Source organism: Bradyrhizobium sp. CCBAU 53415 (assembly GCF_028128735.1).
Classification (GTDB): domain Bacteria; phylum Pseudomonadota; class Alphaproteobacteria; order Rhizobiales; family Xanthobacteraceae; genus Bradyrhizobium.
In genome coordinates this window covers 208,214-223,338 of sequence record NZ_LBJF01000025.1, presented here as the reverse complement: position 1 = coordinate 223,338, position 15,125 = coordinate 208,214, and the positions used below count along the sequence as shown (strand labels likewise).

17 protein-coding genes are annotated in these 15,125 nt (G+C 65.1%); 7 read left to right on the top strand and 10 right to left on the bottom strand.

Annotated features, from left to right (window positions below; translation table 11 throughout):
- Positions 1-2: 2 nt before the first annotated feature.
- The 9 genes from XH87_RS22075 to motA form a co-directional block, all read right to left on the bottom strand.
- Positions 3-332, bottom strand: a complete 330-nt coding sequence (locus tag XH87_RS22075) for a flagellar hook-basal body complex protein FliE (protein WP_035715635.1) — start codon at positions 330-332, stop codon at positions 3-5.
- Between the two features lie 2 nt (positions 333-334).
- Complete coding sequence (flgC, locus tag XH87_RS22070) at positions 335-751, bottom strand: flagellar basal body rod protein FlgC (protein ID WP_158671298.1); 417 nt, start codon at positions 749-751, stop codon at positions 335-337.
- A 12-nt stretch (positions 752-763) separates the two neighbouring features.
- A complete protein-coding gene (flgB, locus tag XH87_RS22065) occupies positions 764-1,165 on the bottom strand; it encodes a flagellar basal body rod protein FlgB (protein WP_035715639.1) in 402 nt (133 codons plus the stop codon).
- Between the two features lie 64 nt (positions 1,166-1,229).
- Positions 1,230-2,315, bottom strand: coding sequence for a flagellar biosynthesis protein FlhB (gene flhB / locus XH87_RS22060; RefSeq protein WP_271588874.1), 1,086 nt, complete (start codon positions 2,313-2,315; stop codon positions 1,230-1,232).
- A 13-nt stretch (positions 2,316-2,328) separates the two neighbouring features.
- Complete coding sequence (locus XH87_RS22055; RefSeq protein WP_035715644.1) at positions 2,329-3,369, bottom strand: flagellar motor switch protein FliG; 1,041 nt, start codon at positions 3,367-3,369, stop codon at positions 2,329-2,331.
- Positions 3,370-3,371: 2 nt separating this feature from the next.
- Entirely contained in the window at positions 3,372-3,746 is a 375-nt protein-coding gene (gene fliN, locus XH87_RS22050; protein ID WP_027572802.1) for a flagellar motor switch protein FliN, read from the bottom strand.
- Between the two features lie 76 nt (positions 3,747-3,822).
- Positions 3,823-4,137: a hypothetical protein gene (locus XH87_RS22045; protein ID WP_271588873.1), complete on the bottom strand. Its 315-nt coding sequence runs from the start codon at positions 4,135-4,137 to the stop codon at positions 3,823-3,825.
- Entirely contained in the window at positions 4,118-5,059 is a 942-nt protein-coding gene (locus XH87_RS22040) for a flagellar motor switch protein FliM (RefSeq protein WP_158671295.1), read from the bottom strand. Before XH87_RS22040 ends, XH87_RS22045 begins: the two co-directional genes overlap by 20 nt.
- The gene (motA, locus tag XH87_RS22035) at positions 5,056-5,952 is read right to left on the bottom strand and encodes a flagellar motor stator protein MotA (protein WP_035715652.1); all 897 of its coding nucleotides are present in this window, start codon (positions 5,950-5,952) and stop codon (positions 5,056-5,058) included. The genes XH87_RS22040 and motA overlap by 4 nt, the downstream gene beginning before the upstream one ends.
- Before the next feature lie 142 nt (positions 5,953-6,094).
- Between motA and XH87_RS22030 the strand changes: the two genes are divergently transcribed.
- From XH87_RS22030 to XH87_RS22010, 5 genes are all read left to right on the top strand, one after another.
- A complete protein-coding gene (locus XH87_RS22030; protein ID WP_271588872.1) occupies positions 6,095-6,883 on the top strand; it encodes a DUF1217 domain-containing protein in 789 nt (262 codons plus the stop codon).
- Positions 6,884-6,886: 3 nt separating this feature from the next.
- Positions 6,887-7,615 (top strand): flagellar basal-body rod protein FlgF, encoded by a 729-nt coding sequence (gene flgF / locus XH87_RS22025; protein ID WP_035715658.1) that lies wholly within the window; start codon positions 6,887-6,889, stop codon positions 7,613-7,615.
- 42 nt (positions 7,616-7,657) lie between these two features.
- Positions 7,658-8,983 (top strand): flagellar protein export ATPase FliI, encoded by a 1,326-nt coding sequence (fliI, locus tag XH87_RS22020; RefSeq protein ID WP_271588871.1) that lies wholly within the window; start codon positions 7,658-7,660, stop codon positions 8,981-8,983.
- An 824-nt stretch (positions 8,984-9,807) separates the two neighbouring features.
- Positions 9,808-10,443: a MarR family winged helix-turn-helix transcriptional regulator gene (locus tag XH87_RS22015; protein ID WP_158671292.1), complete on the top strand. Its 636-nt coding sequence runs from the start codon at positions 9,808-9,810 to the stop codon at positions 10,441-10,443.
- 513 nt (positions 10,444-10,956) lie between these two features.
- Positions 10,957-12,021 (top strand): ketopantoate reductase family protein, encoded by a 1,065-nt coding sequence (locus XH87_RS22010; RefSeq protein ID WP_271588870.1) that lies wholly within the window; start codon positions 10,957-10,959, stop codon positions 12,019-12,021.
- Between the two features lie 26 nt (positions 12,022-12,047).
- On the opposite strand, the gene XH87_RS22005 is transcribed toward XH87_RS22010, so the two are convergent.
- On the bottom strand, positions 12,048-12,257 hold the full coding sequence (locus XH87_RS22005) for a hypothetical protein (RefSeq protein ID WP_271588869.1): 210 nt from the start codon (positions 12,255-12,257) through the stop codon (positions 12,048-12,050).
- A gap of 427 nt (positions 12,258-12,684) precedes the next feature.
- Between XH87_RS22005 and XH87_RS22000 the strand changes: the two genes are divergently transcribed.
- Both XH87_RS22000 and XH87_RS21995 read left to right on the top strand, forming a co-directional pair.
- Positions 12,685-13,503 (top strand): YkgJ family cysteine cluster protein, encoded by an 819-nt coding sequence (locus tag XH87_RS22000; RefSeq protein ID WP_271588868.1) that lies wholly within the window; start codon positions 12,685-12,687, stop codon positions 13,501-13,503.
- A 104-nt stretch (positions 13,504-13,607) separates the two neighbouring features.
- Positions 13,608-15,122: an ATP-binding protein gene (locus XH87_RS21995; RefSeq protein WP_271588867.1), complete on the top strand. Its 1,515-nt coding sequence runs from the start codon at positions 13,608-13,610 to the stop codon at positions 15,120-15,122.
- The last annotated feature ends 3 nt before the right edge of the window (positions 15,123-15,125 follow it).

Genomic DNA, 15,125 nt, shown 5'->3' with positions numbered 1-15,125 from the left:
GATCAGATCGACATCCGAACGACTTCCTGGTAGGCCTGCACGACCTTGTCGCGAACCGCGACCGCCGTCTGCAGGGCCTGCTCGGCCGACATCAGCGCCTCGACGACGCGGCGCGTCGATTCCTTGCCCTGCATCGCCGAGATCGACGCCGCCTCGCCCGCCTTCAGCGTTCCGATCGCGTCGGTCGTCACCTGCTTCATCACCGATTCGAAGCCGACGTCGTCACTGGACTGGATCGCGGTGGTCGCCGCGGGCGAGACGGCCTGCGTCTCGGTCGCGCGGGTTGCCGCCTGGCCGGCAGATATCGCCGTGGAAGAAATTGCCTCAAGCATTGTCAGCTCCTCAAGAGGTCGATGGTCATGCCGAGCATGGACCTCACCTGCTTCACGACCTGGAGATTGGCTTCATAGGACCGGTTGACCTCCCGCATGTCGGCCATCTCGATCATCATGTTCACGTTCGGCAGCTTGACGTAGCCGGCCTTGTCGGCAGCCGGATGCCCCGGATCGTACTCCACGCGGTACGGCGTGGTGTCGACGCCGATCTCCTTGACCTTCGCGAGTTGCGCGCCCGAGGCACGGTCCATCGCGGCGTCGAAAGTGATGGTCTTGCGCTGATACGGATCGGCGCCGGTCGTGCGCCCCGTCGACGTCGCGTTCGCGAGATTTTCCGAGACGATGCGCATGCGTGTCGACTGCGCTTCGAGCCCGGAGCTCGCGACCGTCAAGGAGGCGCTCAATGAGTCCAGCATGTCAGTTCACCCTCAGGCCTTTGCACTCGACAGGACCATACGGTGGAACGACCGCACGATCGCCGAGTTCATCGAATAGTCGCGATTGACGTCGCTGCCTTTGATCATTTCCTGCTCGAGGCTGACGGAGTTGCCGGAGTGAACCACTTCCCAGCTGTCCTTCTTCGCGGTCGCTCGCGTGTCGGTCTCGGTTGCGGACAATTGCATGTGCGCCGGCGAGGTCGTGGCGAGCCTCACCGGCATGCCGTCGAGCACCTTGTTGAAGGGCTCGACGTCGCGCGCCCTGAAGCCCGGCGTGTTGGCGTTGGCGACGTTGGTGGCGATGGTCGACTGGCGGAGCTCGAGGTAGCGCGCCTGCGACGATGCGAGTTCAAAGAGATAAAGCGGTCCCACGACGGCCCCATTCCGATCCATTCGGGGAAAGAATAGGGCGTTAAGCTTTCGTCAAGCTGTTGGGCCGGACGTCATCCTCGGAATTCTACTGGACCTTCTCGGTTCGCGGCGCCTGCTTCGATTGGAGGAAGTAGATGATCTCGGCTACGGGGCGGAAGAATTCCGCCGGAATCACCTGATCGACCTGGACCGCCTCGTAGAGCGCGCGCGCCAGCGCCTTGTTCTCGATGACGGGAATTCGGTTCTGCTCGGCAACCTCGCGGATCTTCAGCGCGATCACGTCCATGCCCTTGGCGACGACAAGCGGCGCGGCGCTCTCCTCGCGCTTGTAGCGCAGCGCGATCGCGAAGTGCGTCGGGTTCGCGATCACCAGGGTCGCGCGCGAGGCCGAGGCGATCATGCGCTGGCGCGACCGGTCTCGCGCCAGCGAGCGCAGGCGCGCCTTGATCAGCGGATCGCCTTCCGACTGCTTGTGCTCGTCCTTGATCTCCTGCCGCGTCATGCGCAGCTCGCGCCGCCAGTGGAAGCGCGCCCAGGCGAGATCGATCGCCACCAGGACGATGGTCGCGATGCAGATCGCCGAGACGATTCGCATCGCGATATTGAGAATCATCTCAGGCAGCGCGACCGGATCGGTGTACATCGCCTCGAATGCCCTCGCCTCGGACGAGCGCAGCACGAAGGCGACGACGGCGGTCACCGCGGCAAGCTTGAACAGCGACTTGGCGAACTCGACGAGGCCCTGCGTTCCGAACAACCGGCTCCAGCCGCTGAGCGGAGAGATCCGCGACAGGTTCGGCTTGATGCGCTCGAGCACCAGGCGCGGCGCGTTTTGCAGCAGCGAAGCGGCGAGCCCGAACACCACCAGGACGACGACCAGCGGCACCAGGAACCGCAATGCCTGGAGGCCGACCACGGTGAGCAGGTTCTGCGCGTCCGCGCCGGTGCCGAGCGGGAAACCGTCGGGATCGTCGAGGAAGCTCTTCAGCATCGGCGTCAATTGCTGCACGCCAGGGCCGATCAGGAATGCCTGGATCACCATCAGCGCCGCCATCGAGGCGAAAATGGAGGCCTCCCGAGAGACCGGAATCTTGCCCTGCTCGAGCGCATCACGGACTTTCTTCTCGGTCGGCTCTTCTGTCTTGCTCTCCTGATCGGATGTTTCTGCCATGCCCGTTCAGCGGTCAGCGGAAGACCAGCTCATCCTCCTGCTCGGGGTTGAGCTCGATTTCGCCCTTCTCGGCCAGCTCCAGCGCAAGGTCGGTGATCACGCGTCGCGCCTCCAGCACGTCGCGCTGGTTCGACGGCTCGCCGATGGCGAGCTCGTGCTCGACGACGCGGCGGACGCGCGAGGCGACCGAGGACAGGATCAGCTCGCGGAAATGCTTGTCGGTGCCCTTCAGCGCCACGACGATGCGATCGGTCGGCACCTGGTCGAAGATCATGGTGCGCGCCTTCGGCGTCAGGTTGATCACGTCGTCGAAGGTGAACAGCAGCTCCTTCAGCACTTCGGCCGACTTCGGCCGCTTCTCGGACAGGCTCTTCAGCATGTCCTCGATGTGGCCGCGCTCCATCTTGTTGATGATGTCGGCGACGCGGGCGTAGGTGTCGGCGCCGAGGTTGCGGGCGAAGTTCAGCGTCAGGTCCTCGTGAAGCGTCTTCTCGATGATGCGCATGGCGTCGTCGACGATCGGCTTGAGGCTCAGGACGCGCCGCATCAATTCGTTGCGCAAGCTCGAGGGCAGCTGGCTCATGACCTTGGCGGCGCAGGCCGGCTTGACCTTGGACAGGATCAGAGCCGCGGTCTGCGGATGCTCCTTGGACAGGTAGCTCGCCAGCGAGTTTTCGGACACCGACGAGACGCGGTCCCACACCGATCGGCTCGAATTGCCGAGCAGATCCGACATGATCTGCGAGACCTGATCGGCCGGAAGCACGTCGCCGAGCACGGCTTCCAGGCCGCCGAGAGTGCCGAGAATGTTCGCGCCCATCGAGAACTGCTGGGCGAACTCCTCGACGATCCCCTCGAGCTCCTGCGCGGTGATCGGCCGCAGCTCCGCCGCCGCCTTGGTGACGATGCGGATCTCCTGCGGCTCGAACTGCTGCAGCACGCTCGCCGCCGCCTGCCGGCCCATCGCCAGCAGGAGCGCGGCGACCTTTTCCGTGCCGCCCAGCGTGGTAACGCCTCGCTGCTTGACGGGAGCGATGCCGACCGGTGCCGCCATGGTCAGGTATCACCCTGCCCCAGCGGCCCGACGATCTCCGTGAGCGAGACGCCGAAGCGGGAATTGTCCTCTTCGACGACAACCACCTCGCCGCGGGCGACGATGCGGCCGTTGACGACGACGTCGACGGGCTCTCCGACCCGATGATCGAGCGGAACCACCGCGCCGCGTCCGAGCTTCATGAGGTTTGCCACCGGAATGGTCGCCGAACCGAGCACCACCTGCATGGTGACGGGAATGCGCAGGATGGCGTCGACATTGGCGAACTTGCCGGTCTCCTCGGCCGTGCGCTGGGCGATTTCGGCCAGCCGCTCCAGCGGAGACGTCTCGGCCTCTGCCGATGCAGGTGCAGACTCATAGTCGAAGGATTGCGCCATCTGGTATCGCCTCTCGGTATTTCCGCTGCCGGAGCGCCGCAGCGCTCCGATCGTAATCGTCCGGCCGGCTTCGGCCTCAGTGCTGGTTCAGATCGGCGCTGCCCGCGGTCGCCGCGGGTGCGAGCCCGCTTCTGGCATCGAGCGCAGCGATCGCCTCGTGGGCCTGATCGATCTTCGTGCTCAGCACGTTGGCGATCCGTCCGAGATTTGCGGTGGAATCGTGCGCCGCGGTGATGACGGTGTCGAAGGCGCCCGCCGTCTCATGCATGATGGTCGAGAATTCGCCCTGATAGCTGCGCAGCCGCGCCAGCTCGCGGTGCATCCTGGTCACCCGCATGCTGGTGAAGGCGAGCGCAATCAGCAGCACGGCATCAACGAGATAGGATATCATCGACGAACTCCCGCTTCTGATCGACGGGATCTGCCACCTGCATGGCGTAATAGCCATCCAGCTGACCGATCTGACACCAGAACAGCACCTGATTGTTGCTTTCGAGACGGGCCAGCGTGCGCGGCGTCGCCTCGAGCTCGAGCACCTGCCCGACCTGGAACTTCACGACGTCGCCGAGCGTCACCATCTTCTCGTCGAGCACCGCGCTGAGCGTCACCTCGGTCCGGTGGACCTCGCTCTCCATCTGCTCGCGCCAGCGTGGATCGGCCGCGCGACCGTCGCTGACGACGACATGCGCGAGCTTCTGGCGGAGCGGATTGAGCGCGGAGTGCGGAATGATGAGGAACATCTGGCCGCCGCGGTAGAGCGCCTGCAGCATGATGTTCGCGCAGATCGACATGTTGCCGCTTCGCCCGATCGCCAGCGAAGCCATCGCCGTCTCGACCCGCTCCACGCGAAAGGTGACGTTCGAAGTGCCGGCGAAGGCGGATTGCAGTGCCTTGGCGAACCGTTCGAACAGCGCCTGCACCAGGCGGAGCTCGATATTCGAGAACGAGCGCTCGACGTCGAGCGGCGGCTCGGCGCCGTCGGAGCCGAACATCGCCTCGACCATCGTGAACACGAAGTCACGGTCGAGCATGATGATGATGCGGGAGTCCCATTGCTCGGCATAGAGCACTGCCGCGACCGCGTTGGCCTCGTAGTCCTTGATGATGTCGCCGACACGGTCGTTGGTGATGCCGTTGACCGAGAAATAGCAGGGCGTTCCGGCCATCGGCTGCAGGCTGTCGGTGCACGATGCCGCCATGCGATCGAAGATCACATTGAGCATCGGCATACGATCGATCGATATGCCGGCGGCGTCCAGCAGGTAGTTCGGCAGCTGCTTGCGCTGGTCGACTTCGGCGTCTTCCATCATCATGCGCGCGCCGCCTTGGGTTCGGCCTCGGCCACGACCGCCTTCGGACCCGCGATGGTCTCGTTCTCGACGACGTCGATCGACGGCCGCTCGGTGCTGGCGATCATCTTGCGGCCATGCTCGACGGCGATCTGCGGCATGGCGCCGTTCATGAACGCCAGCAGCGTCTGCTTGACGATGATGTAGGGCCGGCAGCGCTTCTCGCGCGTCATCTTGATCTTCAGCGCGAAGGGCGAAATGATGCCGTAGGACAGGAATATGCCGGCGAAGGTGCCGACGAGCGCGGCACCGATGAAGCCGCCCAGCAGCTTCGGCGACTGGTCGAGCGCCCCCATCGCCTTGATGACGCCGAGCACCGCGGCAACGATGCCGAGCGCCGGCAGCGCCTCGGACACCACCACCAGCGCATTGTAGGGCGTCAGCTTGCTCTTCACGATGGTGTGGATCTCCTCGTCCATCAGCGCTTCGATCTCGTGCGTGCGCGCATTGCCCATGATGATGAGGCGGACATAGTCGCAGATGAACTGGAGCAGCGAGGGATCGCCGAGCACGCTCGGAAACGCCTTGAAGATCTCGGAGGACGCGGGATCGTCGATATGCGCCTCGACCTCGTTGCGGCCCTTGCCCCTGAGTTCACGCATCAGGGCGTGGAGCGCGCCGAGCAGATCGAGATAATAGCGCTGGCCGGGTATCGCGCCGGTGATGGCCTGCATGCAGGCAACGCCGGTGTCCACGACCGTCTTCCAGGGATTGGCCACGATGAAGGTGCCGACGGCAGTGCCCATGATGATCACGAATTCCCACGGCTGCATGAGCACGGCCAGATGCCCGCCCATGGCGGCAAAGCCGCCGAGCAGCGCCGCTACCGTGATGAAAATCCCCACGAAACTGCCCAACGCGCCGCTCCATCGCCGATCCCACCGGGAATATCTAGTCGGCGACGCTTGCGCGAAGCTGGCTTCGCAGTCGCCAGCCCCGCACAAGCAATTGGCGGCAGCTTGAAGCGGTGTCGCAAGAGCGGCCAGAGGGGCGCGTGTCATGCTATCCACCATCGCGGACTACACCAGGCTGACCAAGGATATGGGCAAGTCGCTGACGCAGGTCGCGAAGCAGCCGGATGTCAGCCGCGAGACCGACTATTTCCTCAGCCATATCGGCAACGTGAAGTCCGTCGACGATTTCCTGAAGGACTATCGTCTCTATTCCTACGCGATGAAGGCCTATGGCCTCAGCGACATGACCTATGCCAAGGCGTTCATGCGCAAGGTGCTGACCGAGGGGGTTGCGAGCAAGGACGCCTTCGCCAACAAGCTGACCGACACCCGCTACCGGCAATTCGCAACCGCCTTCAATTTCGCCGCCCTCGGCGACAAGGCGACCCAGACCGCCGCGGCCACGACCGGCACCGCGACCCAATACGTCACGCAGACGATGGAGGAGAAGGCTGGCGATCAGAACGAAGGCCTGCGACTGGCGCTCTATTTCACCCGCAAGGCTTCCACGATCACAACCGCCTACCAGATCCTCGCGGACAAGGCGCTGACGCAGGTGGTTCAGACCGCGCTCGGCCTGCCCTCGACGATCAGCTCGGCCGACATCGACGCCCAGGCCAAGATGATCGCGAGCAAGATCGAGCTCACCGACTTCCAGGATCCGGCCAAGGTGACCAAGTTCGTGCAGCGCTTTGCGGCGATGTGGGATGCGACCCAGGCCCAGAACGACACATCGACCAACCCCGCCCTGGTCCTGATCGCCGGCGCCTCGACGTCGATCAGCATGGACACCAACATGCTCACGACACTTCAGAACATCAAGTTCAACAGGTAAGTCATGCAATCGGCTCTCTATGTGGGACTGTCGGCGCAGGTCGCGCTCGAAAAGCGCCTCCAGACGATCGCCAACAACGTCGCCAACGTCAACACGGCGGCGTTCCGCACCGACGTGGTGAAGTTCGAGACCGTGCTGTCCAAGGCGGGTCCGACGCCGGTGGCATTCTCCTCGCCCGGCGACAACATCATCTCCCGCGAGATGGGCAGCATCACCGAGAGCGGCAACCCGCTCGACGTCGCCGTGGTCGGACAGGGCTGGATCGCCTTTGCCGGGCCGAACGGCACGGTCTACACGCGCGACGGCCGCCTCCAGATCGCCGCCAACGGCGATCTTCAGACCGTGAGCGGCTTCCCCGTGGTCGATTCCGGCGGCGCGCAGATCACGCTCGACCCGAACGGCGGACCGATCTCGATCGCGCGCAGCGGCGCGATCACCCAGGACAACAACGAGATCGGCACCATCGGCCTGTTCAACATCCCCGCCGATGCCAATCTCGAACGTTACGGCAATTCCGGCGTGACGCCCGACCGGCCTGCGACCGCCATCGCCGATTTCTCCCGGGACGGCTTCAAGCAGGGCTATGTCGAGGGCTCCGGCGCCAATCCGATGCTCGAATTGACGCGGCTGATCTCGGCCTCGCGCGCCTTCGACGGCACCAATTCGATGATCGAGGGCACCGAGAGCTCGCTCCAGAACGCCATCCGGACGCTCGGCGAACCCGGCAAGTAGACTGCGCCTCGTGCGCACCAGGATTGAGGTTGGACGGTTTCCTTGAACGCTCTTCGGCAACTCGAGTGGGCGCTGCTGGAGCTTCAGCAGAGCACTCCCCTGGCAAGCGTCAGCGGCGCGATCTCGGAGATCGCGCCGACGCATTTCCGCGTCTCCGGCCTGTCGCGCTTCGTCAGGCTGGGCGAGCTCATCGGGGTCAATTCGGCCGGCAAGCGCCAGATCGGCGAAGTGGTGCGGATCGACAGCGACGGCATCGTCGCCAAGCCGTTCGACCGGCAATTTGCCGGCGGGCTCGGCTCGGTTGCCTACCGGATGCCGCCTCTGTCCTTCGCGCCCGATCCGAGCTGGAAGGGCCGCGTCATCAACGCCCTCGGCGCGCCGCTGGACGGACAAGGGCCCCTCACCCAGGGATCCCAGGCGGTCTCGGCCGAGGCGGAGGCGCCGTCGGCCATGAAGCGTGCACGCGTGCACAAGCCGCTGCGCACCGGCGTGCGCGTCATCGACCTGTTCGCGCCGATCTGTGCCGGCCAGCGCGTCGGCATCTTTGCCGGATCCGGCGTCGGCAAATCGACGCTGCTCGCGATGCTCGCCCGCAGCCAGGGTTTCGACACCGTCGTGCTGGCTCTGGTCGGCGAGCGCGGCCGCGAGGTGCGCGAGTTCATCGAGGACGTGCTGGGCGCCGACCGTCACCGTGCCGTCACCATCGTGTCGACGGGGGATGAAAGCCCGATGATGCGGCGGCTGGCGCCGAAGACGGCCATGGGGATCGCCGAATATTTCCGTGATCGGGGCGAATCCGTCCTGCTCATGGTGGATTCGATCACCCGCTTCGCCCACGCCGCCCGCGAAGTCGCGCTCGCCGCAGGCGAGCCCGCGGTCGCGCGGGGCTACGCGCCGACGGTCTTCACCGATCTGCCGCGCCTCCTCGAGCGCGCCGGCCCCGGCGAGGAGGGTTCCGGCACGATTACCGGGATCTTCTCCGTGCTGGTCGACGGCGACGATCACAACGAGCCGATCGCGGACACCATTCGCAGCACACTCGATGGGCACATCGTGCTCTCCAGGCACATCGCCGACCAGGCGCGCTATCCGGCCGTCGACGTTCTGGCCTCGGTCTCACGCCTCGCCCATAACGTCTGGGACCCCGAGGAGCGCGAACTGGTGAGCAAGCTGCGCGCCATGATCGCGAAATACGAGGACACGCGCGACCTTCGCCTGATGGGCGGATATCAGTCGGGACGTGATTCGGGTCTCGACCAGGCGGTCGAGATGGTTCCGAGAATCTACGGCGCGATGCGGCAAGGCGCTTCGGCCCCGCCGAGCGCCGATCCATTCCGCGAGCTCCGGGACATGCTCAAGGGCGATTAGCAGGTGGAGAGGGCAAGACGTCGCGAGAGGCGCCTGCCGCCCGTCCTGCTCGTGGTTTTCGACAGCAGATTGCGCATGTCGCCACGCTTCCAGCGCATGCGCGCGCACATCCGTCGCCGATCTGCGTCGTGAGCGCATCCTCCGTTCGGGTGAGCGCAACGCGCCGCCGCGGTGCAGACCATCGAGCGGACGATTTCGCGAGCGCGGCGACAACAACCGGAACGTGCAATTCCTGTGAGTTCCCCTGCCGATTCTCCGACGGAACGCAGAAGTTGTGGATGACGTGCCGGCACACATGATCGTCGTGCACAAGCATCGATCAATCTGCATCGACGACAGACAACGACGTGCCGTGCAATCGAACCTTCGTGGAGTTGAGCGCTGCTGCTCGTCGGGCCGACGTATTGCGTTCACCATCATGTGTTCCAAAGAGCGAGATTGTCTTGAACGTTATATTCGCTTGCAACGACATCCAGTCTTCGCGAGGGTCTCTACTTGATTTTGTTGAGAAGCTCATTCATCGTTTCCGCGGAATACAAGAAACGTCTGCTTGTGACTTGAACGTTGGGGGCTTCGGTTGAACTACTCCGATCCACCGTCTGCCGGTGACGGCAACCCGGGCTCCCGCGCGACGACGACGCCGTTGGCATGCCATCGGCGACGCAGCCTCTCGCTCCGGACGATGCCACGCCCATGGGCCAAGGTCCGGCGCGTTGCGGTCCGCGCCTTTGAACGAGAGTTCGACACGACATGGTGGTCGAACACTCAGGGCGCAAAGCGGCTTCGGGACGCCGCAGACGAAGTTCCGGGGACGAGGTAGATTCATGCCATTGGCGCGAGAAGCCGTCGAGCTGCTGGTTCAGGCGGCGAGGGCTTGGTATTTCGAAGGCGATCAGCATGGATTGCGCGATCGGGAGTGGATGGCGCTGCGCTTTCTCGGCCGCGCCAACAGGTTTTCGCGCACACCCTCCGCGCTGGCCGGCTTCATCGGCGCCACCCGAGCGACTGCATCGCAGATCGTGAAGACTCTGGAGAGCAAGTCCTTTCTGGTGCGGAAGCCGTCGCATGAGGACAAGCGTTCCGTCGTCCTGCACGTGACCGCCCAGGGCGAGAAATGCCTGAGCCAGCACGACCCGATCAACCACGTGGTGAATGCGGTCACCGCGCTCGGAACCGACGAGTGCATCAGGCTGCGCGACTCCCTCCGCGAGATCCTCAATCACCTCGACGCGGCCCATCAACGGCTCGATGCCAGCATCTGCCGGGACTGCATGTTTCTCGCAGAGCGCGGCCCTGGCACCGGCAAGGGACGTGGAACCGCCGAGTTCATGTGCCGGCTCTATCGTGCTCCGGTCTCGCTCGAGGAGACCGAACTGCTCTGCACCAGCTTCGAGCGCACGCGCGACCGCCCCAAGATCGAGCAGCATCCCGACCGCGCGCGCGTGGCGAGCCAGGGCTGAGGCGCAAGCGCGGTTCGCCCGTTCGCCACAAGGTCCGACGGCCTCGTGCACCTTGCCATCGGCATACTGGCGAGACGAACCTGACAGCGCCGCTGGTCCGCACACTGCTCCGGGCTCACGGAAAGCAATCCGCCCTGCCCTTCACCTCTCGTGCGCGACGCTGCCGCGTCCATCGCAAGCCCGGCTCGCGAAAATGACGACCGCATGACCACCCCTCGAGGATGAGCCGGGATGGACGACACGTACGACAAATCCGAATTTCGGCAAGGTCGAATATTTTCATGAATTGGACGGAGGGGCGCCACAGGCCGGACGTAGCACTCGATGGAGGGAGAAGCAGATCCAGTAAGGCGCCAAACGCCGGGCGAGCGGTCCCGGGGCAAAGTTCGCTCCAGTCCTTGTATGCATTATCCCAGTTGCCATCCCCACGCGGTTCGCTTTACATGCCGCCAACTCGCCCGCGGATGACGGCCGGGGCTCAAAAATCGAAATAGATTGCCAAAGGGACGGAGCATGGCGCGCAACATATTGATTCTCGGGGCTTCTTACGGCTCGCTGCTGGGCACCAAGCTGCTGATGGCGGGGCATAACGTGACCCTGGTCTGCCGCGCCAAGACGGCGGAGCTGATCAATCGCGACGGTACCGAGGTGCGCATCAAGCTGCGTGACGAGGCGGTGCACCGCGCGATCCTCTCGCGCGACCTGCCCGGCAAGCTCGATGCGGTCACGCCGGCCAACGTCGACCTCACCCGTTACGATCTGGTCGGCCTTGCGATGCAGGAGCCGCAATACACCAACCACACGGTGCGCGTTCTCATGGTCAAGATCGCCGCGGCGAAGCTGCCGTGCCTGTCGATCATGAACATGCCGCCGCTGCCCTATCTGAAGCGGATTCCGGCACTCGCAGGCATGGATCTCGAAGAGGCCTACACCAATGCGCAGGTGTGGGAGCGGTTCGAGCCGGGGCTGGTGACGCTATGCTCGCCCGACCCGCAGGCGTTCCGTCCGCCGGAAGAAGCCGCGAACGTGCTTCATGTCGGGCTACCCACCAACTTCAAGGCATCGGTCTTTGCCGAAGAGAAGCACAACAAGCTGCTGCGCGAGTTAGAGGCCGACATCGACGCGGTGACGCTCGACGGCCACGACGTGCCGGTGAAGCTGAAAGTGTTCGACTCGCTGTTCGTGCCGCTGGCGAAATGGTCGATGCTGCTCACCGGCAATTACCGCTGCATCACGCCCAATGAACCGCAGTCGATCCGCGACGCCGTGCATGGCGATCTCAAGCGCTCGCAGACGATCTACGACCATGTCGACGCGATCGCCCGGCGGCTCGGCGCCGATCCGCAGGACCAGGTGCCGTTCGCGAAATACGCCAAGGCTGCAGAGAGCCTGCTCAAACCGTCCTCGGCGGCGCGCGCGGTCGCGAGCGGTGCGCCCTTCATCGAGCGCGTCGACCTCCTGGTGAAACTGATCTCGCATCAGCTCGGCGTGCCGAACGCCGAGATCGACCGCACCGTCGACACCGTGGACCAGAAGCTGAACGAGAAGATCGTGCAGGGCGGATCGGGCGCGCAGTAGCGCGCCGTTTCCAGCGACGTCGGCGCTCAGGCCATCAGGAATGATTGAAGCCAGATCAGGCCGGTCACGACGACCGGCGTGACCGCACCGGCGCGCGTCACCAGGTCGGGACGCCCGAGGCGGCGGGCGCCGCGGCCGAGCGTTGCGCCCAAAATGATCCAAGCAGCGCCCGCAGTGAAAATCTGAAGCGCGATCAAATAGCGGGGCTCGGGCGCGCCGATCTTGATCTGCGTCATTCCGTGCCGAGCGATCGCCTTCACTGCACCGCCGCTCACGACAGGTTCGGCGGCACTGTTCCCGGTGTGGCGCAAATTCAACGATCATCGTCGCGCTTCATCGGCGACGCGATCGGCTCTCCGTCACATCGCGCCCACGCGCGAACCGCTGATATCACGACTGCGTGAGACGACCGCACGCCGCTCGTCTTGTCCCGGCGCTACACGGGCAAAGCAGGCCGATTCGACGCGAAACGAGCTCCCACACGTGCAAGGTCCTTCATTCGCGCAAACGTTGCATGCGCGCAGAACGGGTCCGGCTTCTTGCCAGCCGCAAAGAGATGAGCAACATATCTTTGTCGATCAGGTTTCTAAAACCTGTTTGCCGGTCCATTGTTCCGGCGCGATGGCAATGCACGGCTGAGAGAACCAGACAAGAACAACAGGAATGGACCAGGCGGTGCTGAGCGTCGTCCGCGCAGTGGAGGCAGGCGCGACGACGATGAAGGGCGTAATCGACGCCACCGGTCTATCCCGTCTCAAGATCGAACGCGCGTTGAACGCGCTGGAGAAACAGAAGCTGCTGGTCCGCTACGGACAGGGCTTTCGCGCGACCGGCCTGCCGAAGTCACCCCGGCCCGCCCGGCAATGCGGATCGTGCAACGCCTGCTGCGACATCCTCGAAGTCGCCGCCGTCAACAAGCCGGTGAACCAGCTCTGCAGGCATTGGCAGACGGGCACGGGATGCGCGATCTATGACCGCCGCCCGCAGATGTGCCGCTCATTCGTGTGCGCCTGGTTGCAAGGCCATCTCGATGACGACTGGTTTCCCGAGAAGGCCGGCCTCATCGTGCATTTCAGCCAGGACGCCGTCAACGTCACGGTCGACGACCATTGCCCGGATCGCTGGCGCGAGGCGCCGTATTTCGGCAAGCTCGCCGAATGGTCGTTGAACGGCATCAGGCGGATCGGAAACCGCGGCTATGCCACCCTCGTCGTCTCCGGCACCGAGCGCTTCCTGCTGCTTGGACGCACTGTCGTTCCCGATCCGACGCTATCAGGCACTGCCTTCCTGCCGCTCACGGCCGACACTTTCCGATTCTGGAAGGCGACGTCGCCCGAGCATTTGCAGCGGCTGCACGAGCGAATCGCCGAGATCGAGCGGATCAGGCAGGAATTCGGCTCCTGCGCGATCCCCGAGACCGAGGATGATGATCCGCAAGCCCCCTATCGATCCGCGCTTCTACGGTTGTCGGGGCACGCCTGAACCCCATCGTGGGCAACGCGGCGTGATTCGCCCTGGCCGCTCGACGCGCCGCGACGGGATTGATAAGCCCCTGTCCGCAGATGACGGGGACTTGAGTCGGGGATATGACGGTTGCGATCGAGATGGGGCAGACCACGGCCGGCGCCGCGGCCGCCATGGACCTCGAGGAACTGCTGGCCACCCGCCTCCTGGTGCAGGGCAATTCGGGCTCCGGCAAATCGCACCTGTTGCGGCGGCTGCTGGAGCAGAGCGCACCCTGGGTGCAGCAGGCCATCATCGACCCCGAAGGAGACTTCGTGACGCTGGCCGAGCGCTTCGGTCATCTGGTGATCGAGGCCGAGGATCACACCGAGCGCGGCCTTCAGGTCGCCGGCGAGCGCGTCCGGCTGCATCGCGTCTCGACCGTGCTGAATCTCGAGGGGCTCGACGCCGAGAACCAGATGCGACGCGCTGCGGCGTTCCTCGGCGGTCTGTTCGACGTCGACCGCGACCATTGGTACCCGATGCTGGTGGTGGTGGACGAGGCGCAGCTGTTCGCGCCGGCCGTTGCCGGCGACGTCTCGGACGAAGCGCGCAAGCTCTCGCTCGGCGCCATGACCAATCTGATGTGCCGCGGCCGCAAGCGCGGGCTCGCCGGCATCATCGCGACCCAGCGCCTGGCCAAGCTCGCCAAGAATGTCGCGGCGGAAGCCTCCAACTTCCTGATGGGCCGGACATTCCTCGACATCGACATGGCGCGCGCCGCCGATCTGCTCGGCATGGAGCGGCGGCAGGCCGAAGCCTTCCGCGACCTCGAGCGCGGACAGTTCATGGCGCTGGGACCTGCGCTGTCGCGCCGTCCGCTGCGCTTGAATATCGGCCCGACCGCTACGTCCCCGCGCAATTCGACGCCGCGGCTGATGCCGCTGCCGGAGGCGACGCTGGAAGATGTGCGCGCCGTGATCCTGGCGGCACCACCGCCCGATGCCAGCCGGCCGCAGCGCCGGCCCGCGCCCGACCTGCTGGAGCAGCTTCGCGCGGCGAAGGCGGCCGCCACGCCGGAGATCCGGCCCGAGGTGGTCGAGGTGCCGGTCGGCGCAGAGGAGCTCGCGGAGCGGCGCGAACGCGTCGACCGCACGTTGCGCGCCGTGCTGGCCGAGCCCGATGCCGGCTTCCGCGCCATCGGCGTGCTGTATCAGGAGTTCGTGGTCCGCTGCCGCATCGAGGGCCTTGGCTCTGCGGTGCCAGACCTCAACGAATTCCGCCGCATGCTCACGCATGCGCGCGCCGGGCTCGGCACCGATCTCACTGAAGACGACGCCTGGCAGGACGTCTCGCTGCGCGCCTCGATCCTGCCCGACGACATGCAGGGCGTGTTCATGATGATCGCGCGCGCGGCGAAGGAGGGCTGGCCGTGTCCCGGCGATGCTGCGATCGCCCGGGCCTACGGCTCGCACTCGCTGCGCCGCGCGCAGCGGCTGCTCGGCTATATGGAGGAGCAGGGCCTGATCGTCTGCCAGCTCGACGGCGGCGGACGCCGGATCGTGACCCTGGTGGAACTCGCCTGGGCGACGGCCCCCGGCGATCCCAATGCCGATGATTTTCCGGTGGAACAGGTCCAGAGCGCGGCTTCGGCCTGAAGC